A 19640-nucleotide genomic window follows, 5' to 3' on the forward strand; every position below is an offset into this window, starting at 1 on the left:
CACGTACGCGAATCGATCTGACGGTGGAACGTGGAATCTCTGAAGCAACCCGACTTCGGGCGCCGCCTCAAGCAACTGAGAACCGAGCGACACCTGTCGCAGGCGGCCCTCGCCGGTGAAGGCATCTCGACGGGCTATCTCTCCCGCCTGGAATCCGGCGCCAGGCCGCCCACCGCGCAGGTGGTCGCCTACATCGCCGAGCGACTGAACATCACTGTGGAGGAGCTCTCAGGAAGGCCCAGTGACGTCAGTTCGCTTGCACGTGCACTCGTTTCCGCGACCTCCGCGGGGTCTGACGCGGCAGTGGAGGCATTGGCGGACCAGGGGGCCCTGGACCCCGAGGAGGACCCGCTGCTTCGCGCCCAGGCTCTTTGGCTACTGGCTGATCTGTCAGGACGGACCGGACGCCGAGAAGGGGAACAGGACTACCTCGAACGTCTCGTCACGCTCAGTGATGACCTGGGGCTCGATGAGCTGAGGTCCCGAGCCCGGTCCCGGCTGGGCCGCTCCCTCCGGGCGACAGGAGCGATGCGTCGGGCGAGGGAGATCGCAACAGGGGCCCTGGAGATCGCTCGCGGAACGCCGCTGGACGCGCCCGAGGTCGCCGCTGCTCTCATTACGATGATCTCCATCGAGGCCGAGGACGGGCAGCTCACTACCGCAAGTTCCTACGCGGACGAACTGCGCGAACTCGTCCCGGACGACAGGCTCGACCTGCGGGTCGAGGCACTGTGGGCGTCGGCAACCGTCCGGGTGCGGCTGGGCGACTACGCTACGGCCGAGCGGCACCTGGAAGAAGTGCTGCAGCTGCTCACCACTCACCACGATCCGAACCTCTGGCTCCGCGCCAGGCTCGCGACCGCCTCCCTGCTTCTGCAACTGTCCCCGCCCAACACCGAGATGGCGCGCCGCCGACTTGTTGAGGTCTCCCACGCGGTGGAGATCACCGGGAGCCCCCTGTACCGCCAGGAGATGGAGCTTCTCTGTGCCTACCTGGCCTACCACGAGGGCCGGTTGGCCGACGCCAGAGCGGGCTACCAAGCCCTTCACGACTCCGCACTGTTGCTTACATACCGTGATAGATCGCGGTTGGCGGCGCTCGACGGCCTTCTCCTCATCAGTGAAGGAAAGACCACCGAAGGTTCGGAGACTCTTGAGCGGGTGGCGTCGAACGCCCGTGACGAGGGCAACCTGGACCTCGCCGCCGACATCTGGCGCCTCTTGGCCAAGGCACTGGCAGGACTTCATTAGGTCGAGGTGGATCTTGCTGGGGGGTGTCTGGCCCGGGGGCGGGCGGTCGCTGCCTGGTGAGGCAGGTGTGGGCGTCGGGAACCAGGGGGGCTCAAGGGCCGTACCCTGAGCCGCCCTGGTTTCCGACGCCGACCACCCATGACGGAAGCCGGGAGGGCTCGGGGATCAGCTCGGTACCACTCCGAAGTGGCGGCGAGCCATCGATACGGCGAGGTCCTGCACGGCGTACGCGGTCAGGTAGTAGGCCTGGGGCGAGGTGTCGGCGGACAGACTCAAAAGGAACTCGGCCTCACGGTCCTCATCGGGCGTGACGCGGATCCTGTGCAGGGCCGGCTCCACCGCGCAGTCGGCGCGCAGGTAGCGCGGAACGTAAACGCCGAGGCGCAGCGGGCCGGTGCGGGCGCCGCGAACCACCAGCCGTACTTGGAGGGTGCCGCCCTGGGACACCTCGTCGTCGGCGTAGATCCGCACCGTTGGCGCGCCGGGCAGGCGCAGGGAGACGTCCCCGCAGCGCGGGCAGATGACGCACTCGGTGTCGAGCGCGGTGGGGACCAGGGCCCTTCGGGTGTACCGCTCGGCGGGCCGGCCGCAGTGGCACATCACCTGGGCCGCGGAGGATGTGTCGATGCGACTGCGGTCGCCGAAGTGGGCCGGGTAGTCGCTGAGTTCGTTCTCCGGGTCCTCGGCGATCCGGGCGGCTATGGCCTGGTCCAAGGACTGCAGATCGTCCAGGAGACTGCGTGTCGTGCCAGTCTGGTCACGGACCGCCAGTGAGCGGCGGGTGACCAGTCCCTCGACCTTGGCGGCGAGCTTGCCCAGCCGGGGACGCAGCGGGTTGTTGGGCGGCAGCAGCCCGCCGGCGAGGTAGGCGGTGAGGCGGGCCGAGGTGGTGAGGAGCAGCGGCTCGGGGTCCACGGACGGCGGCTCGGGTATGCGGCCCGCGTCGTCGGCGGCCATGCCGAAGTGGAGATAGGCGGGGAAGGGCTGGGCGGTGGAGATGCCGGCGTTGAGGCTCGGGGCGGAGGGAGCTCCGGAGAGGGCGGCGTCCATCCAGACCCGGTTCTCCACGCGGTCGGAGTCATGGATGGTGACCGCGGCGACAACGTCCTTGGCGGTGCCGTCGATCGCGTTGAGCATCAGCTGGTACTTCGGGTCGTACATGGCCGCGTCGGCGAAGGGAGCGTTGTTGCACGAGCTCAGGACGATCTCGGCGGCGCGGACCTCGCGCAGCTGGATCAGCTTGTCCATGGGCTTGTAGCAAGTGGGACCGTAGGCGCAGGCCGGACCGAGAAGCCCTGGGGCACGCGGGGCGGTCGCGTTCAGGCCGCACACGGTGAAGTCGGCGAGGTTGAGCGAGTCGTCCTTGCCGTGGCCCTGGAAGAAGACGCGCCTCCAGCGGGTGCCGAGGATCTCGGTTTTGATGTCCTCGCTCTCCACGTCGCGTTCGTCGCGCAGGTGGATGCCCTCCGGGGCCAGGGGGCGGTCGGTGGAGGTGTACAGGCCCAGCTGCTGGACGTCCACGGCGATACGGGCGTACTGCTTGGCGGTGAACCAGGCGAGGGACGCGGCGTCACGGCCGGTGAGGAAGGTGAGCGACACGTCGGCGCGGTGGGCAGCGGCCAGCAGGGCGTTCCACAGCGGGTCGAGGGTGAAGTGCTCGTACAGGCCGGCGACCACCAGGGAACGCGCGGGTGCGGGTCGGGCTGGGCCCGAAATACCCCCGTCCCGGCTCCCCTCCAGGGTGCCGCCGTCCTTCGCCGTGCCCCCGGCGCCAGGCCCGTCCGCCGGGCCGGCATCCGGACGGCTCTCCGCCGCCCCCGTGGTCCAGGGCCCGTCCGCGGTGGTGCCGTCGCCGGGCTGCCCCTCCCCCTCGTCCGGCGAACGGCGTCGCGCGCCGAAGTCGTCGAAGAGCGCGGCGGTGAGTTCCTTCTCGTCGAGCCACTCCTCGGCCAGCGGTGCGATCAGTGCCGCGAGCCCGGCGGGCAGGGTGTCGGGGCTCAGCAGGATGCCGCGTGCGTGGGGGGCCGGGCGGCGCACACCCGCGTACACCGTGGCCGCGCGCCCGACGGAGGCGACGAGGTCCGGACGGCCGCCGGTCCACACCGGGACGGTCGCGGGCGAGGGGTCGGTGAGGAACTGCTCGACGGCCGCGGTGTAGGCGGCCGGGTCGTCCACCGTCAGGAAGGGGGAGGAGGCCGGGACCGCCGTCCCGTCGGCGTCAGCGTGGAGCGCGGACTGCATTAGCGGGTAACTCCTTCAGGGAGGTTCGAGGGCTCCCGGAGGCCGGGGGCGGCCTGCCTCTCCGAGGCCCAGGCCAGGGTCTCGGCCAGCGTGCGCCAGATCTCGGAGGCCAGGTGGATGTTGGAGGCGCTCTGGGCCTCCTGGGCGAGTTCCTCGATACGGCGGACGCCGGCTTCCCGGTCGCCCTCAAGGATGCGGATCTGGTGGGCGAGGACCTCAAGCCGGATCCGGTCGCGGAAGGTCAGCTGCGGCAGGGCGTCCGTGAGCTGTTCGCACAGCCCCTTGGCCTGCGCCAAGTCCCGCTGGTGAAAGGCGAGATGGGCCTTGATGACGAGCAGTTCCTGACGGTGCAGCGGGCCTCCGAAGACACCCAGGGCGCGTTCGGCCTCACCAAGCCACCGCTGGGCCTCGGTCACCCGGCGCGGGGTCATCTGCAGGTACAGGGAAGAGGCGGCCAGCCGCAGCCGCAGCATCAGGTCGTCGTGGCTGGGCAGTTCGGTCAGGGCCCGCTGCAACAGCTCGGCGGCGTCCGGGTACTCACCCTGGCGGATGCGTACGTTGGCGGCCGACCACAGAGCCTCGGCCCGCAGCACGGGGGGCAGGACGTCGATCGGTTCCAGCAGCTGGTCGGCGAGTCGGCGCGCCTCCGTGATCAGGCCCGACTCCGCAGCGACCGAGACCAGCACCAGTTGGGCGCGGATGGTGTCCGCCACGGGGACGGCCCCGTTGTCGGCGGTACCGAGGGCGGTCTGGGCGACGGCGCGGGCTTCGTCGATATCACCGACGGCACGCAGGCAGCGGGCGAGGAGCGTGCGGGAGCGCACCTGGAGGGTGGGCACCGCGAGGCGGTCGCTGAGCTCGATGAGTTCGCGCGCCGCGGCGAGCTCGTCCTGGCGCTTGCCCTGCTTGGCGTGCAACTGGGCCAGCTTCCACAGGGACAGCCAGCGCAAGGAGAGATCCTCGCCGCTCCCCGCCTGGACGGCTTCGCCGAGCAGCCGTATGGCGTCGTCGGTGTCGTCCGAGGAACTGGCGGAGGCGAGGGCCTGACCCAGCAACGAGGTGTGGATGCCCTGGAAAACGGAGGCGGGCACGCCCAGTCGCCGAGTGAGGTGGTCGAGCACCTTGGCGGTCGGGCGCCGGGCCCCGGACTCCAGGCGCGACAGATACGCGGTGGACAAGCCTCCCTCCGCGACCTCGGCCTGGGACAGGCCCTGCTCCTGTCTGAGGGTCTTCAACAGCTGTCCGAACTCGGGTTGTTCGAGCACTTAGCCATCCCTGCCATCCCTGAGCCTGTTGGTCCCCGTGAACGGCACCATATTCAGTGTGGGACACAGGGTTGTCAACTCTTGGCAACTCTGACCCTGTGAGGGGGCGGCGCCCGGGCAAACCGGGCCGGGCACCGCGACTGCAGGCCCCGCCCGGCTGCTGCCGGTCAGCCCCTCACCGCAGATGCCGCACAGGTCGAGGCCGGTCGCCGCGACCCGTACCGCACAGGGCGCGCACCCTCACCGCAACCGGGCGCCTCGCAGGTCAGGGCCAGTCGATGCGGTCCGCCACGGCGGCCGTGGCGGACTGCACGCGGACGTCGTGCCCGCCGTGAAGCGGCCAGTCGATCCTCACGTGCGCGGCCTGTACCGCACGCCCCTCGGGGCCGGCGTGGACGGCGGCCCCGAGTGCGAGGACGGCGGCCGTCAGGACGGCGGTGGTGGTGCGACGACGGGCGTTCATCATGAGTCTTCCCCCGGAATGTCGAATGCGGTGGTGTCTGTAGGCCCACCGGAGGCTGGTTATGTACGCGGCCGGACCGGACCGGAACGGGGAGTTCCAGGAAGCCGGCGGCGACCGCTCGGTCAGCTCCGAAGCTAGATCACTTGCCAAAGTTTGACAATCCTTAATCAGTGATTGACAAACTTGTCCGGCCCCGCCTAGCGTCCTGCTACGAACGAGAGAGCCGCGGTGATGTCGAGGCCCTGTCCCGGATGTCTCGGCGCCCGCCGCAGCGGGCGCGCGGTGCCGACGGGGCGTGTGGTCCCGCGGCAGACGGCGACCCACGATGCGGAGTCCCATGGCACCGACCGTTGGCTGAAGAAGACCCCGCCCACCCGGTACCCGCGCAAGTCCCGCGCCCTGCGGGACCTTCCGGCCGGACGGCACCCGGTGTGAACAGCGACGGCAGCCCAGCGACCCAGACCAAGGTGATCACACGGTGACAGCCCTGACACACACGCCCTTGCCCATGACTGAGCCGTCCCGGGCCGGTTCCCCGCGCATCCGCGCGGCCGGGGAGGACGACCGGGACTTCCTCAGGTCCCTCTTCACCAGCGCGCTCAGCCCGTTCTACGACGGTGACCACGCCGCGCACGCCGATCGCGTCCTCGATGCGCACCTCGCCTCCGGAGGCGACCCGTTCGGCCACTTCTCCCACTCCCAGCACACCTTCATGCTGTGTTCGGACGACACACCCGAGGCCGAGCGGCTGGGTGTGCTGCACCTGGTGGTCAAGCGCCAGGGCACGGTGAAGATCAGTCCGCTGATCCTCGTGCCGGAGCACCGCAACCGCTCCAGACTCGGCACCACGCTGTTGCGCGCGGCGGAGGACTTCGCCCGCGAGGCCGGCGCCCGGCAGCTCTACTGCACGGTCGCAGCCGCCAACAACGCCGCGATCGACTTCTTCCTCTGGCATGGCTTCGTACTGGCGGGCGGCGCGCCCGGCCAGTACAAGTCGGACAGCACCGAGCACATGCTCTACAAGGACCTGACCCTGCGCACGGAGCCCGCCGGAGACGACCACAGCGGCGCCGTGAGCGGCACCCACATCCGCCTGTTCCAGCCACAGGACGCGCCCGGGCTGCGTGAGCTCGTGCTGCGCGCCATGCAGCCCGCGTACCGGGGCGTGAACGAGGACTGGGTCGAGGCGCTGATCGCCGGACACAACCGGCGCCGCCAGGGTGATCTCAACCAGAAGTTCAAGATCGTGCACGTGGCGGTGGACGAAACGGACACCGTGCGCGGCGTGGTCGCCGCCGGCCCGAAGAAGGGCCTGTCGGTCAAGCTGATGCCGCTGTGCGCGGACCATCCAGCCGTCCTCGCCCACCTCTTGGACCAGCTGCCCGACTTGTACCGCGGGCTCGGTCGCAAGCTCTACACCCACCAGCCGCCGGATCCCGCCATCACCGCGCTCATGCAGAGCCGCGGCTGGTCCCTGGAGGGCCTGATGCCGGCCGCGTACCACCCCGACACCTGCATCGTTCAATGGGGCCTGATCCTGCCCGCAGCGCCCCACCGCACCGGAGACGCACATGAGTGACCTGGACCAGTACGCCGACGAACTGCACTCCTTCGTAGCCGCACGCGGCTGGGACGCCTTCCAGAACCCCAAGAACCTGGCGATGGCCCTCGGCGGCGAGAGCGGGGAACTGCTGGCGCTTCTGCAGTGGCTCACCCCGGAGGAAGCCGCGGCACGCCCCTTCGAGGACCCCGGGTTCCGCCGCGAACTCGCCCACGAGCTTGCCGACATCCTCAACTACCTTCTGCGACTGTCCCGTTCGGCCGGTATCGACCTGCTCGCCGCCGCCCGCGAGAAGCTCGCCATCAACGAGCAGCGCTACCCCGTGGAGCTGGCACGCGGCAATGCCCTCAAGTACGACCGGCTGACCGGGACGGGTGAGCAGGCATGAGCGGCACCACTCCCCTGCCCCAGGCGTCCGCTGCCGCGGCGCACACCGCGGCCGGGCGGCGCACCGGCGACGGCCCCACCGGTGGGCTGCGTGTCTTTCTCGCCGCGCCGTTCGTGCAGTTCATCGACCCGGCCGATGGCGTGGTCCGTCCGCAGTGGCGGCAGCGGCTGTCGGCCTTGCGCGGGGCACTTCTCGACGCCGGGCACGCGGTCTTCAACGCCCACCACAACGAGGGGTGGGGCGAGTGGGGTCTGCCCCCACAGGAGTGCGTCCCCTCCGACTTCCGCGCGATGCAGTGCGCCGACCTGGTGCTCGCCTACCCGGGGACCCCGCCCTCCACGGGCGTCGCGCTCGAACTGGGCTGGGCCTCCGCGCTGCGCAAGCCCGTCGCCCTGCTCCTCGACCCCGGCACCACCTACAGCCCGATGATTTCGGCACTCGACGAGATCTCCCCGGTGCTGCGGCTGCCGTTCGACGGAAGCTGGTCCGCGCAGTGCCTCGACGGCGCGGTCCGCACCGCCCTGGACTGGGCGGCCGGTCTCGGCGTCCGGCCGGGGCCGTGGAGCGCACCGGAGCTGGACCCGGCCCTGGCCTACTACCGGCACGCGACGGACCGCCCCGACACGCCCCCGGCACAGCCGGCCGCCGCGGAAACGGTGGTGCCGGCATGACGACCGCACCGCGGACACTCCCTGAGGCCGCCGGGCCCGGCCGGCCGCCCACCACCGTGACCGTCGCCCTGTGCGGTGTCGAGTTCGGATGGGGCAGCGCCGGAAAGCTCGGTGCGATCGTGCACGCGCTGCGGGCCGAGCACGGCGACCGCGTGCGCTTCGTCGGGCTCGGCTCGCGGCTCGGCCGCGAGCTCGTGCGCGGCCACGGTGTCGAAGAGTGGCACGACGTCGACCTCACGGATGCGCGGGCGCTGCGCGCCCTGGTGGACGAGCGGTCCCTGGACGCCGCCGTGTGCGTCCTGGACCGGGCCGCCGCAGCGGCGCTGGAGGACGCCGGCTGCCCCGTCGTGTTCGTCGACAGCCTGCCGTTCCTGTGGACGAAGGACGATCTGGACAGCCTGCCGCTGCGAGCCGGCGCCTACTGCGCGCAACTGGTTCCCGGGCTGCCGGGTCCGGCCTGGCCCGTGCTGGCCCGTGTGGAGAACCTGCGCTGGGTCGAGTCGGTGGTCGTCCCCGGGCCGGTCCGTACAGGACACGAGATGCGGCCGGCCGGCGAACGCCGCGCGGTGGTCAGCCTGGGCGGCCTGCTGTCACCACTGCTGGACGATCCCTCCGCCTACCTCTCCCTGACGGTTCCGGCCGCGCTCGACGCTCTCGCCGCCTGGGGCGCCCGGCAGGTCACGCTCTGCGGCAACGTGCCCGAGGGGCTGTTCGACGGCATCACCGTTCCGGCGGGCCTCGACGTACGAAGCGGCGCCCTCGGCCACCAAAGCTTCCTGACCGAGATCGCCGAGGCCGACGTCCTGCTCACCTCCCCCGGTCTGACCACGCTGCTGGAGACCAGCACGCGCGGGGTGCCCGCGGTGTGCCTGCCCCCGCAGAACATCAGCCAGATCCTCAACGCCTCCTTCTACGCGCAGGCCACCGAGGCGCCGGTCGCCGAGTGGCCCGAGGAGGTGTTCCGCGCCCAGGAGGTGCTCGACGCCCGCCTGGTCACCACACCCGGTGACGTCACGGACGACGGGGGATCGCCCGGCGAGGACGCCGCCCTGGAACTGATCTACGGCGGGATCGCGCGCGCCGCCCGCGCCCCCGCGCCGGTCCGCGCGGCCCTGACCGAGCGCATCGGCGGCTGCCTCACCGCGGTCGAGCGGCAGCAAGGCCAATGGACCGCCCTGGCCCGGCTGGTCGGCACCGGCGGCGCGGCCCAGGTCGCCGACATCGTGCTGGCCACCGCGGCTCGCCGAGGCACCAGTCACCGCCCCGCCGACCTCCCTTCCTGAAAGGCTGACCGATCATGCAGGAACGACACCGGTACCTGTTCATCCGTGTGCTGGAAGCATGCAACGCCGACTGCTTCATGTGCGAGTTCGCCCTGTCCCGGGACACCTACCGGTTCAGCCCGGAGGACTTCGCCGAACTGCTGCCGGAGGCGGTGGCGAAGGAGGTGGGGTACGTCCGCTTCACCGGCGGCGAGCCGCTGATGCACCGGGACGTCGTCGAACTGGTGCGCATGGGCACGGAGCACGGCATGCGCATGTCGCTGATCACGAACGGCATGTTCCTGCCCCGCTTCGTCGACCGGCTCGCCGACGCCGGGCTGGCCCAGGTGATCGTCAGCCTGGACGGCTCCTCCGCTGCCACCCACGACGTCTACCGCCGCTCCCCCGGCATGTTCGACAACGGTCTGGAAGGGCTGCGCCGGGCGAAGGAGCTGGGGATCATCCCGCGCGTCAACTCCGTCGTGGGACCGCACAACTTCGCGCAGATGCCGGAGTTGCAGCGGGTGCTGACCGACCTCGGCGTCCAGCAGTGGGAGCTGTCCGCGATCAAGCTGGACCGTGAGATCCGCTATCCGTCGGCGGAGGAGGTCATCGCCGCCTGCGAGCCCATCTACACCGCCGACCCGGCCACCACGCTCGTACCGCTCGGCAAGCGCTTCTACGGCGACACACCCGAGGAGCAGAAGGCCTTCTTCGAGGAGTCCCTGCCGCCGCGCGCCTCGGAGCCGCTGTGTCTGGTCACGGACGACGTGATCTACCTCGACGGCAAGAACGGCCGGATGTTCTCGTGCAGTTGCCTTCCGCACAAGGAGGGGGACCAGGGCCCCGGCGGCGCGCCGCTGCGCACCGACGACGGCAAGGTCATGCTCGACAGCCCGGTCTTCCGCACCCACGCGGATCTCTTCAAGCAGCAGGGTCCGACGATGTGCGGCGGCTGCTCCGCCACCGCCGCCGGCTACAGCGACGACCTCGCCCGCATGGGCGCCGTACCGGCCTGGAACTACTGACGGCCCCGCCTTCCCCTCACGCCCGCGTCTGGAACCGACCGCGCCCGGAGCCACCATGTCCTCACCCACCACAGCCCCGCGTCCCGCCCCGCCGCGGCTGCGCGTTCTCGCCGCCGCCCGACCCACGCTGGAGTCCCAGGCCGCGCTGCGCTACATCAGCGCCCACCTCACCGAAGTCGAACTGACCGCTGAGCCGGACGCGGGCCCCGCCCTCGGCGCCGCCGTGGTGTGCGACGACGATGTGCTCGCCGCGCGCCTGAGCGCCTCCAACGTGCCCGTGGTGTTCGTCGCCTCCGGCGGCCCCCCGCCCGGCGACACCTGGCCGCCGTCGGCCGTCCGCTGCCTGCACCGGCCGGGCTGGCTGGGCGGGCAGCGCGCCGCTGGCGTGCACACGGTCGGCACGATCGCGCCACCCCGGGCCGCCCGGGCGCGTGCGGCGCGCGGCGCGGTCGTCCAACTGTCCACACCGGATCTGCACCCCGCCGACCACGCGGCCCTCGCCCGGGCGGGCGCGGCCCTGCGCGCCGCCGCGGAAGCGGCACAGTACGACGGGAAGCCGCTGCTCGGTGTGGTCCTGGACGCGCCGGTGTCCGCACGGTCCGCCCTGCTGTCCGCGGCCGGAGAGAGCACCGGCTCGCTGCCCGTCATCGGGGTCGAGGAGGCCACCACGGAGCGGCTGCTGGCCGAGGCGTCGCTGCTGGTCTCCTCGCCCCTGCTGACTGCCGTCAACCAGGCGCACGCCGCTCGGGTCCCGCTGCTGCTGCTCCCGGCGCTGGACACGGACCAGGCCGGTCGGCTCGCCGGGATCACGGAGGCGACCGGCATCGAGGTGCTCGACGCAGCCGCACCGGACACCTCCGCCGCCCGCGCCGTCCGCGGTGCCGAGCCGCTCTGGAACAGCGTCTCCCGGGCCCTGGAGCACGCCGGCGACGACCGGCGCGGCGCCCAGCGCGTAGCCCGCCAGGTCCGTCAGCTCCTGCTCGCCCCGTTCTGACGCGGCCTCTCCCCCAGCCCCTGTCCACCCCTCTCGAACGGAAGCCTGCTGATGCTGCGTCCCTTCCCCTACGGCGCCAACTACCTCTCCCTGGAGGACACCCCCGAACTGCGCCGGTCCCTCGACCGCAAGGTCCTCTTCCGCTACAGCGCCCCTGCGCCGAGCAACGCCGACCTGCTGGAGGCGTACGCGGCCGAGCGGCTCGGCGCGGGGCGGGCGCTGACCGTCCCGAACGGCACACAGGCCCTGCGCGTGGCGCTGATGGGCACCCGACCGCGGATGGGCGACCCCGTGTACATACCGGCGGTCACGTTCGTCGCGGTGGCCGGTGCCGTGCTGTCCTGCGGACTGGTTCCGGTCCTCGTCGACGTCGATGAACGGTTCGGCCTGGACGCCTCGCTGCTGCCCGCGGACGCGGAGCGAGTGGTGGTGGCGCACATGGAAGGCACCGTCGTCGACCTGCCCGAGCGGGTGCCGTACCTGATCGAGGACACCGCGCAGGCCATGGGAGGTCGCCACACGGACGGGCGGCACGCCGGCACCGTCGGCTACGCGGGCACGTTCAGCTTCCACCACGCCAAGATCCTCACCTCCGGCGAGGGCGGCCTGGTCGTGGTCCGCGACCCCGCCCATTGGGACGTCCTGCGCTCCTACACCGACCACGGCTCGGCCCGCGAGCAGGGCAAGTACCCGGGCTGGAACCCCGGCGCGTTCTACGGCGAGAACTTGTGCGCCAACGAGGCCGTGGCCGCCGTACAGCTCCAGCAGTTCCGGCGGCTGGACGAGATCCTCTCCTCTCTGGAGCGGCACTACGCCCTGACGCTGGAGGCACTCGGCGAGCGCCCGGACGTCACCGTGATCCCCAAGCGTCCCGGTGACGTCAAGACCAGCGTGCGGCTGCTGCTGGAGTCGCGAGACCTCCGAGACCGGGCCATAGAGCGGCTGGAGGAACGGGAGCTGCCGTGCTGGAGCCTGGACAAGTACCTCTTGCCCGAGCACCCCGTGGTGGCGGGCCGCGCCTCGCTGTACGCGGACGGCTTCCCGTGGAACCTGGCCGACGGCGACGACCGTTACGCGCCGTTGAGCCGGGACGGTTTCGCCGCAACTCGCGACAGGCTCGGCCGCACCCTGTGCGTACCGCTCACCCCGGAACTCGACGAGGCGGAACAGATCCTGCTGGCCAAGGAGGTCGCGGCCGTCGTTGCCGCGCTCTGAACGGCACCTTTCTGCCCGGCCAACCGTCCTCCTCGTGGACCCTCCCCACGAGAACCGAGAGAATGCCATGACCCACGCCGCATCCGACAGCCCGACCGAAGAGCCGTCCACCGAAACCGACTCCCCCACCCCGCCCGCCGGCAACCGGTTCCTCACCGTCCTGAGCGACAAGGACATGCGCGCCCCACTGCTGTGGAGCATCATGGGCCGGTTCCCGCTGTACCTGGTCACGCTCGCCCTCGTCGTGTTCGCCACCTCGCGCGGCACGGGCTACGGCTCCGCGGGCCTGCTGCTGGCGTGCTACACGCTGGGCGGTGCGGTGCTCGCGCCGGTCGTCGCCCGCCGCGTCGACGTATACGGCCAGACTCCCCTGCTCCTCGTGACCGGTGTCGTCCACCCGCTGGCACTGATCGGCCTGGTGTGCACGGCGCCCGACGCCCGCATCCCGCAGTTGGTGTGCGCGAGCGTCGCGGGCGCCACGATCCCACCGGTCAGCGGCTGTGTCCGGTCGCTGTGGAGCGCGCTGCCCAGTGGCCGGGAGGCGGCGTTCTCCCTGGAAGCGGTGCTCAGCGAGGTCTTCGTCATCGGCGGACCGCTGCTGCTCAGCGCCGTACTGTTCTGGGGAACCCCGGCCACGGCCCTGGTCGTCGGCGGCCTTCTGGCGGGCGTGGGGGCCATCGGTTTCGCCACCACGCACGCCTCGCGCACCTGGCGCGCCGAGGAGACCGAGAGCGACCTGCTGGGCGCGCTGCGCTCGCCGGGCCTGGTCCGGCTGCTGGCCGTCCTGGTCTGCGCGGCCGTGTCCATGGGCGTGTTCAACCTGGTCCTGCCCGCCTTTGCCGAGGAACACGGCTCCGCGGACAGCATCGGCCTGATCTTCGGTGCTTGGGGCGTCGGCGGGCTTGTCGGCGGGCTCTGGTACGGCAGCCGTACCCGGGACTGGCCCGCCGAACGCACCTTCGCCGTCGGCCTGCTCATCCTGTCCGCGCTCACCGCTCTGCCCCTGCTCGCCTGGGACAACTGGTCGATGGGCGTGGCTCTCGCCCTGGGCGGCGTGGTCATCGCCCCGGTGACGGCCGTGGAGTACGAACTCGTCGCGCGCACGGCCCCGTCCGGCGCCATCACCGAGGCCTTCACCTGGGTCATCACCGTGAACGTCGTCGGCACGGCCGTCGGCGCTCAGCTCGGCGGTCTCCTCGTCGGCGCCTACGGCACCTGGGCGGCTTTCGTCGCCGCGGTCGCCGCCCTGCTGGTGGGCGCCGCCGTCGCCTTCGCCGTACGCCACCGGTTCACGGCCCCGGCCGGCGCCCCCGGCTCCACCCACCCCGACCCAGCCGAGCGGGAGCTGCACGACTCCGGAAAATCGTGAGCAGGCCTCGGCCGAGCCCGCCCAGCACCGAGGTCCGGGAGCCGCCTGCCCTCACAGCGCACCCCCGCCCTATCCGTACAGCAGACAAGGACACAGCGACGATGGGACATCTGGAGGCCTCGCACCTCGAGTACTACCTGCCCGACGGGCGGACACTGCTCGGCGACGTGTCGTTCCGGGTGGGCGAGGGAGCGGTGGCGGCCCTGGTCGGCGCGAACGGCGCCGGCAAGACGACCCTGCTGCGGCTGCTGTCCGGCGAGCTGAAGCCGCACAGCGGCACGGTCACGTCGAGCGGCGGTGTCGGGGTGATGCGGCAGTTCGTCGGCTCGGTGCGCGACGAGAGCACGGTCCGCGACCTGTTGGTGTCGGTGGCGCCGCCGCGCATCCGGCAGGCCGCGCGGGCCGTGGACGCGGCCGAACGCCTGATCATGACGGTGGACGACGAGGCCGCCCAGATGAAGTACGCCCAGGCCCTGGCCGACTGGGCGGAGGCACGCGGCTACGAGGCGGAGACCCTGTGGGACATGTGCACCGTGGCCGCACTCGGCGTGCCGTACGAGAAGGCGCAGTGGCGTCAGATCCGCACGCTCTCGGGTGGTGAGCAGAAGCGGCTCGTCCTGGAGGCGCTGCTGCGCGGTCCCGATGAGGTGCTCCTGCTGGACGAGCCCGACAACTACCTGGACGTACCGGGCAAACGGTGGCTGGAGGACCGGCTCGGTGACACCGGCAAGACCGTGCTGTTCGTCTCGCACGACCGGGAGCTGCTGGCCCGGGCCGCCGAACGGATCGTCGCGGTGGAGCCGAGCCCGGCCGGCTCCGACGTCTGGGTGCACGGCGGCGGTTTCGGTACCTTCCACGAGGCGCGGCAGGAGCGGTTCGCCCGGTTCGAGGAGCTGCGCCGCCGCTGGGACGAGAAGCACGCCCAACTCAAGAAGTTGGTGCGGGACCTGCAGCAGTACGCCGCGCGCAGCGACGACATGGCTTCTCGTTACCAGGCGGCGCGGACCCGGCTGCGCAAGTTCGAGGAGGCCGGTCCGCCGCCGGAGCCACCGCGCAAGCAGGAGATCCGGATGCGTCTGCACGGCGGGCGCACCGGGGTGCGGGCCGTCACCTGTACGCAGTTGGAGCTGACCGGGCTGATGAAGCCCTTCTCTCTGGAGATCTTCTACGGCGAGCGGGTGGCGGTACTCGGCTCCAACGGTTCGGGCAAGTCACACTTCCTGCGGCTGCTGGCCGGGGAGGACGTGGCGCACACGGGCACGGTGAAGCTGGGCGCACGGGTGGTGCCGGGGCATTTCGCCCAGACACATGCGCATCCCGAACTGGTGGGGCGCACCCTGGTGGACATCCTGTGGACCGAGCACGCCCAGGACCGGGGCGCGGCCATGTCGGCGCTCCGCCGCTACGAGTTGGACCGGCAGGGTGACCAGGCTTTCGACCGGCTCTCCGGCGGGCAGCAGGCGCGCTTTCAGATCCTGCTGCTGGAGCTGGCCGGGACGACCGCGCTGCTGCTGGACGAGCCGACGGACAACCTGGACTTGGAGTCGGCGGAGGCGCTCCAGGAAGGGCTGGAGGCGTACGAGGGGACGGTCCTGGCAGTCACTCACGACCGCTGGTTCGCCCGGTCCTTCGACCGCTACCTGGTGTTCGGCAGCGACGGCCGGGTACGCGAGACGCCGGAGCCGGTATGGGACGAGCGCCGCGTGGAGCGGGCACGCTGACGGAGGGGAGCGGGCGGCATTCGACAGCGTCGCCCGGGGCCGGGGCCGACTCCGGATCAGCTCGTCGCCCGTACGGCGTCTCTGATCAGAGCGGCGACCCGCGTGGGCTCGGACAGGACCACGGCGTGGGAGGCGTGCGGGAGCTCGACGACGACCGCTCCCGCCCGTGCGGCGCCGAAGCGCTGGACCTCGGGGCTGATCGCGCGGTCCGCCCCGGCCACCAGGGCCCAGGACGGTTTCGTGCGCCACGCCGCCGCTGACGCGCCTTCGGTGAACGCCGCCTGGGCGAGGGGGCGTTGGGTCGCCGCCAGGACGTCGGCTACGTCCTCGGGCACGTCCGCCGCGAAGATGCCGGGGTAGGCAGCCTGCTCGATGGTGACCTCGACCCCGAAGCCGCCGTCGAGGAGTGGGTACGTCCACTTCTTCAGGCTGCCCGTCAGCGGGGACTCGGGGAAGCCGCCGTCGAGCTCGCCGAGGCTCTCGCCCTCGTGGGGCACGTAGGCGGCCACGTAGACGAGCCCCACGACGTTCTCCGCGACGCCGGCCACGGTGATCAGCGCACCGCCGTACGAGTGGCCCACGAGGACGGCCGGCCCCTCTACCTGCGCCAGGACCGAGGCGAGGTAGGCGGCGTCGGACGTCAAGCCCCGCAGCGGGTTCGTCGGAGCGATCACCGGGATCCCGCTGCTCCGCAGCTCCGAGATGACGCCTATCCAGCCTGTCGCGTCGGCGAAGGCACCGTGCACGAGAACGACGGTGGGGTTGGTCATCGCGAATCTCTTCTCAGTATCGGGCCGCCATGTGAGGCGTCGTCACGGCGCCCAGAGCGCGGCCCGAAAGAGGGCAGGAGGTCCGTGCGGCTCTCACCCACGGTAGAGGTGTGGGAACGGCTCCTCTTGTCCGTGCGTGCAGCCGCCCTGTCATGACACCGCACACGCGTCCGGCCTCCTTCGGCCGTCCTGGGTACCGGCGTTGGTCGGCGCGAAGGCCGAGGTGGCCAGCGCCTGCCATTGGCTGGGGCTCATGCCGTAGGCGCCGCGGAATGTGCGGCTGAAGTGCGAGGGGCTGCTGAAGCCCCAGCGGTTTGCCACCGCGGCCATGGTGGTTCTCCGGTGGGAGCGGCCCAGCTCGAACCGGCAGAATTCGAGCCTGCGCCGGCGTATCCAGTGGCTCACCGTGCTGCCGTCGTTCTGGAAGAGTTTCTGCAGGTACCGGACGGAGATGTGGTGGGCACGTGCGATCGACTCCGGTGACAGGTCCGGGTCCATCAGATGTTCTTCGATGTAGGCGTGAATGCGGGACAGCATCTCCTTGCCGGCCGTCGACGAGTCGTCGGCCTCGTCTTGCGTGTCCGCTTCGAGGAGCTCCATGACCAGGACGGAAAGGAGGTGCACGGCCGTCCGGGCACGCCGGTCCCCGATCGTGGACCGGCCCGACTCCGCCTTGGCGGCGAGCGCGGTGAGAAAGTCGGACGCCAGCGCCCCGATCCCGTCCCCGCCGCGTACGGGCACGCCGAGCACCCGGTTCAGTTCCGCCTCCGTCACGCCCAGATAGCAGCGGGGCACCCGGAAGAAGATCATCTGGCAGTCTTCGTCGAACCGCAGCGGGTGCTGTCGGGCCGGGTCGCAGAAGACCAGGTCGTTCGGCTCCAGCTGGGTCGTGGCACGCCCGTGGACGGCGGTGACGGAGCCACGGACGTGGACACCGAGGTAGACGTGGTTCGGGTCGTTGGTGTCCGGCATTGCGGAAAGCATCTGGACCAGCCCCCCTGAGCGGGAGCCGGGTGAGGTCGGATCGGATACTTGCCGGGATACCTGTTGGGGCGCAGGTGACATCAGTGTGGGAGTCATGGGGATTCCTAGCCGTGGGTTGGTGGGGAGCAGGACGGGATTCACACCCACGTCACCGGCTCCTCGGCCAGGAACTTCTCCACCACGGCGTTGAAGGCCGGCGCGTTCTCCAGGAAGGGGAAGTGTGAGCTCGCCACGTCGGAGGCGAAGACGTGCAGGCGCGCGCCGGGAATCCGCTCAGCGACGAAGCGCTGCGAATCGGGGTGCACATGGCTTCCCTCGCAGCCGATCACCAGGGCCGGTACATCGATCCGGGCAAGCACGTCACGCCAGTCCTGCGCGCAGTGGTCGAACAGCAGCGGTACGCCCGCGTAGGCGGGTGTCGACCTGACCTCCTCGGCGACGAAGGCCAGCATCCCGGGGTCGGGCTCGCCGGAGAACATGCCGCGCACGAAGTCGGCGAGAACCGTGTCGCCCTCCGGCCCCGCCAGTGCCGCACCCAGGTACAACAGCCCCGACACGTCGAAGATGGCACCGCACTCGCGCTGTTCCCGCTCGGTCATCCAGGGCACGGCGGCGACCGCCGCGGGCTGGTCGACGGCGATGAAGCGCCGGATCCGTCCGGTCCCGTACTGGTCGATGAAGCTCCACCACACCGAGACGCCCATGGACCAGCCCAGTGCGTCGAAACGGGCCAGGCCGAGGTGGTCGACGAGTTCGAGCACGTCGCGCGAGAGCCGGGCGATACGGTAGCCGTGAGACGGTTTGCCGGACTTCCCGTGGCCGCGGAAGTCGACGGTGACGACGCGGCGGCCGGGCGCCAGCCCCTCGGTCTGATGACGGAACATCGCCTGCGTCTGCCCCCAGCCGTGCAGCATCACCAGCGGGACACCGTCGCCGCCGCTGTCCTGGTAGGCGAGCCGTGCGCCATCCGTCGTGATCAGTTCTTCCATGACCTCTCCCCTGGTCAGAGGCGGTAAATGCCGTTCCCGCCGTCCCGGACATCATCGAATGGGGCCCGCCGCCCGCACCACCGCGAGCTGTAGGAATCGGGCCGCGTATCCTCCTCGCTTTGTCGAAGCGAGTACGCGTTCAGGCGGCGCGGCCGTCGCCGGGGTGGAGGAGTTCCTCGATCCGCAGGCCGAGGTGCAGGGTGAGCCGGTGGGCGCCGTCGTCGAGGTCCAGTCCGGTGATCTCCTGGATCTGGCGCAGGCGGTAGTAGAGCGAGGTGCGGTGGATGCCCAGCGTGTCCGCGGTCCTGCGGATCGAACCCGCGTGTTCAAGGAAGCAACGCAGCGTCTCCCGCAGACGGTCGCCGCCATGAGCCCCGCCCAAGGTGCGGAGCGGCTTGGGGACCAGGGACGTGTTCAGGGCGTGCTCGGGGAGCTGCAACAGCACGGCGAGTTCCCCCAGGAGTTCCCAGTCGCCGACTCTGTTCAGGGAGGGCAGCCGACGGGCGGCGCGGGCCGCCACGAGAGCCTGCTTGTACGACGTCCACGCGTCGTCCAGGCCGACGTGCCGGCCACCGACGCCGATCGCGGGGTCCGCCGACGGGTCCAGGAAGGTGCGCAGTTCGGTGAGGATGCGCGCGGACTGGGCGGCGACCTCGTCCGGGCCCGGGGGCCGGTCACGGAGCTGGAGCAGGATCGCCCGCTCCTTGCCGATCGCGATGAGGCCCTGAGCGGAGCGTGTCTGGCGGAACCCTTCCAACGCCGCCCCCAGGGCGGCCTCGGACAGCCGCACGAGCTCGGTCGCGCAGCTCAGCTGGACCACGGTGACCAGGACGTGCTCCGCCGCCCCGAGCAGCCCCAGTTCCTTGCCGCGGCGACGCGCGGTGGTGCGTGCGGCGACGTCGCCACCGACGAGTGCGAGGGCCAGGTCCCTCTCGTCCGTCTTCCGGTTGTCGGCGGCGATGTGCTCCCCGTACATCTGGGCGGCCATCGCATCCGCGGCATGCGCGATGGCAGCGATCTCCCGCTCCCGCAGCGCCTTTTCGGGCGCGACCACCACGAGCAGGCCGAGGAGATGCCCGCGCCGGCGCAGCGGCGCGACGTAGCGGGGAAGCAGTCCGAGATCGTCACGGCCGTCGATGAATCCGGGTTTGGACCACTGGGTCACGCCCTGGGCGAGGACGTGGCGGATGGCCGCGTTGTCGGCGCGGCCCTGCAACAGGGTGGTGATGCGCACCGGGTCCTCGTCGCCGAAGTGGCGGCTCGTGCAGACCATGCGGACCAGCGGGTCGTCGACGGCGACGGACCGGCCGAGCCGCTCCGCGAGCTCGTCGACAAGCGCCTGGAGCTCAGGGCTGCCGGGGCGGGCTCGTTCGAGCCTTGCGGTCATGCGCTGTTCCTCTTTCGACCAGGGGTTCCTGCGGACTTCTCCGTTCCGCGACTCCTGATCATTTTGAGGAAACGGCGACGC

General features: G+C 71.2%; 17 protein-coding genes. 10 read left to right on the top strand and 7 right to left on the bottom strand.

The features are described 5' to 3' along the window. Positions 1–30: 30 nt before the first annotated feature. Positions 31–1251 carry a helix-turn-helix domain-containing protein gene (locus ACZ5ID_RS23745; protein ID WP_468901315.1) on the top strand — a complete coding sequence of 407 codons (1221 nt, stop codon included), beginning with the start codon at positions 31–33 and terminating at the stop codon, positions 1249–1251. 165 nt (positions 1252–1416) lie between these two features. Here the strand turns inward: ACZ5ID_RS23745 and ACZ5ID_RS23750 are convergent, their stop codons facing one another. From ACZ5ID_RS23750 to ACZ5ID_RS23760, 3 genes are all read right to left on the bottom strand, one after another. Continuing rightward, positions 1417–3492, bottom strand: a complete 2076-nt coding sequence (locus ACZ5ID_RS23750) for a hypothetical protein (protein ID WP_468901318.1) — start codon at positions 3490–3492, stop codon at positions 1417–1419. Then, positions 3492–4757 (bottom strand): helix-turn-helix domain-containing protein, encoded by a 1266-nt coding sequence (locus ACZ5ID_RS23755; protein ID WP_468901321.1) that lies wholly within the window; start codon positions 4755–4757, stop codon positions 3492–3494. Before ACZ5ID_RS23755 ends, ACZ5ID_RS23750 begins: the two co-directional genes overlap by 1 nt. Before the next feature lie 265 nt (positions 4758–5022). Beyond that, positions 5023–5220 (bottom strand): hypothetical protein, encoded by a 198-nt coding sequence (locus tag ACZ5ID_RS23760; protein WP_468901324.1) that lies wholly within the window; start codon positions 5218–5220, stop codon positions 5023–5025. Between the two features lie 508 nt (positions 5221–5728). On the opposite strand from ACZ5ID_RS23760, the gene ACZ5ID_RS23765 reads away from it, so the two are divergent. The 9 genes from ACZ5ID_RS23765 to ACZ5ID_RS23805 all read left to right on the top strand — a co-directional run bounded on the left by ACZ5ID_RS23765 (position 5729) and on the right by ACZ5ID_RS23805 (position 15429). Continuing rightward, positions 5729–6799 (top strand): GNAT family N-acetyltransferase, encoded by a 1071-nt coding sequence (locus tag ACZ5ID_RS23765; protein WP_468901327.1) that lies wholly within the window; start codon positions 5729–5731, stop codon positions 6797–6799. After that, a complete protein-coding gene (locus tag ACZ5ID_RS23770) occupies positions 6792–7169 on the top strand; it encodes a nucleotide pyrophosphohydrolase (protein WP_468901330.1) in 378 nt (125 codons plus the stop codon). Before ACZ5ID_RS23765 ends, ACZ5ID_RS23770 begins: the two co-directional genes overlap by 8 nt. Then, positions 7166–7840 (top strand): hypothetical protein, encoded by a 675-nt coding sequence (locus ACZ5ID_RS23775; RefSeq protein WP_468901333.1) that lies wholly within the window; start codon positions 7166–7168, stop codon positions 7838–7840. The genes ACZ5ID_RS23770 and ACZ5ID_RS23775 overlap by 4 nt, the downstream gene beginning before the upstream one ends. Next, positions 7837–9123: a hydroxymethylcytosylglucuronate/cytosylglucuronate synthase gene (locus tag ACZ5ID_RS23780; protein WP_468901336.1), complete on the top strand. Its 1287-nt coding sequence runs from the start codon at positions 7837–7839 to the stop codon at positions 9121–9123. Before ACZ5ID_RS23775 ends, ACZ5ID_RS23780 begins: the two co-directional genes overlap by 4 nt. A 14-nt stretch (positions 9124–9137) precedes the next feature. Continuing rightward, positions 9138–10130 (top strand): cytosylglucuronate decarboxylase, encoded by a 993-nt coding sequence (blsE, locus tag ACZ5ID_RS23785; protein WP_468901339.1) that lies wholly within the window; start codon positions 9138–9140, stop codon positions 10128–10130. 55 nt (positions 10131–10185) lie between these two features. Continuing rightward, positions 10186–11124, top strand: coding sequence for a CGA synthase-related protein (gene blsF, locus ACZ5ID_RS23790; RefSeq protein ID WP_468901342.1), 939 nt, complete (start codon positions 10186–10188; stop codon positions 11122–11124). Between the two features lie 51 nt (positions 11125–11175). Then, complete coding sequence (locus ACZ5ID_RS23795; protein WP_468901345.1) at positions 11176–12339, top strand: DegT/DnrJ/EryC1/StrS family aminotransferase; 1164 nt, start codon at positions 11176–11178, stop codon at positions 12337–12339. A 67-nt stretch (positions 12340–12406) separates the two neighbouring features. Beyond that, positions 12407–13708, top strand: a complete 1302-nt coding sequence (locus ACZ5ID_RS23800) for an MFS transporter (protein ID WP_468901348.1) — start codon at positions 12407–12409, stop codon at positions 13706–13708. Positions 13709–13809: 101 nt separating this feature from the next. After that, complete coding sequence (locus ACZ5ID_RS23805) at positions 13810–15429, top strand: ABC-F family ATP-binding cassette domain-containing protein (RefSeq protein WP_468901351.1); 1620 nt, start codon at positions 13810–13812, stop codon at positions 15427–15429. Between the two features lie 56 nt (positions 15430–15485). Here the strand turns inward: ACZ5ID_RS23805 and ACZ5ID_RS23810 are convergent, their stop codons facing one another. From ACZ5ID_RS23810 to ACZ5ID_RS23825, 4 genes are all read right to left on the bottom strand, one after another. Next, positions 15486–16199, bottom strand: a complete 714-nt coding sequence (locus ACZ5ID_RS23810) for an alpha/beta fold hydrolase (protein WP_468901354.1) — start codon at positions 16197–16199, stop codon at positions 15486–15488. Between the two features lie 150 nt (positions 16200–16349). Then, the gene (locus ACZ5ID_RS23815; protein ID WP_468901357.1) at positions 16350–17171 is read right to left on the bottom strand and encodes a helix-turn-helix domain-containing protein; all 822 of its coding nucleotides are present in this window, start codon (positions 17169–17171) and stop codon (positions 16350–16352) included. A 149-nt stretch (positions 17172–17320) separates the two neighbouring features. Then, positions 17321–18172: an alpha/beta fold hydrolase gene (locus ACZ5ID_RS23820; RefSeq protein WP_468901359.1), complete on the bottom strand. Its 852-nt coding sequence runs from the start codon at positions 18170–18172 to the stop codon at positions 17321–17323. Positions 18173–18311: 139 nt separating this feature from the next. Beyond that, positions 18312–19559, bottom strand: a complete 1248-nt coding sequence (locus ACZ5ID_RS23825; RefSeq protein ID WP_468901362.1) for a PucR family transcriptional regulator — start codon at positions 19557–19559, stop codon at positions 18312–18314. Positions 19560–19640: the final 81 nt, after the last annotated feature.

Source organism: Streptomyces sp. NPDC031670 (genome assembly GCF_055580545.1).

Bases quoted from the DNA above. Each gene is read 5' to 3' on its own strand.
- ACZ5ID_RS23760 (WP_468901324.1), bottom strand. From the start codon at position 5,220: ATGAACGCCCGTCGTCGCACCACCACCGCCGTCCTGACGGCCGCCGTC.
- ACZ5ID_RS23805 (WP_468901351.1), top strand. From the start codon at position 13,810: ATGGGACATCTGGAGGCCTCGCACCTCGAGTACTACCTGCCCGACGGG.
- ACZ5ID_RS23815 (WP_468901357.1), bottom strand. From the start codon at position 17,171: ATGCCGGACACCAACGACCCGAACCACGTCTACCTCGGTGTCCACGTC.
- ACZ5ID_RS23765 (WP_468901327.1), top strand. From the start codon at position 5,729: ATGACTGAGCCGTCCCGGGCCGGTTCCCCGCGCATCCGCGCGGCCGGG.
- ACZ5ID_RS23810 (WP_468901354.1), bottom strand. From the start codon at position 16,199: ATGACCAACCCCACCGTCGTTCTCGTGCACGGTGCCTTCGCCGACGCG.
- ACZ5ID_RS23770 (WP_468901330.1), top strand. From the start codon at position 6,792: ATGAGTGACCTGGACCAGTACGCCGACGAACTGCACTCCTTCGTAGCC.
- ACZ5ID_RS23780 (WP_468901336.1), top strand. From the start codon at position 7,837: ATGACGACCGCACCGCGGACACTCCCTGAGGCCGCCGGGCCCGGCCGG.
- blsE (WP_468901339.1), top strand. From the start codon at position 9,138: ATGCAGGAACGACACCGGTACCTGTTCATCCGTGTGCTGGAAGCATGC.
- ACZ5ID_RS23750 (WP_468901318.1), bottom strand. From the start codon at position 3,492: ATGCAGTCCGCGCTCCACGCTGACGCCGACGGGACGGCGGTCCCGGCC.
- ACZ5ID_RS23775 (WP_468901333.1), top strand. From the start codon at position 7,166: ATGAGCGGCACCACTCCCCTGCCCCAGGCGTCCGCTGCCGCGGCGCAC.
- ACZ5ID_RS23820 (WP_468901359.1), bottom strand. From the start codon at position 18,172: ATGGAAGAACTGATCACGACGGATGGCGCACGGCTCGCCTACCAGGAC.
- ACZ5ID_RS23795 (WP_468901345.1), top strand. From the start codon at position 11,176: ATGCTGCGTCCCTTCCCCTACGGCGCCAACTACCTCTCCCTGGAGGAC.
- ACZ5ID_RS23800 (WP_468901348.1), top strand. From the start codon at position 12,407: ATGACCCACGCCGCATCCGACAGCCCGACCGAAGAGCCGTCCACCGAA.
- ACZ5ID_RS23825 (WP_468901362.1), bottom strand. From the start codon at position 19,559: ATGACCGCAAGGCTCGAACGAGCCCGCCCCGGCAGCCCTGAGCTCCAG.
- blsF (WP_468901342.1), top strand. From the start codon at position 10,186: ATGTCCTCACCCACCACAGCCCCGCGTCCCGCCCCGCCGCGGCTGCGC.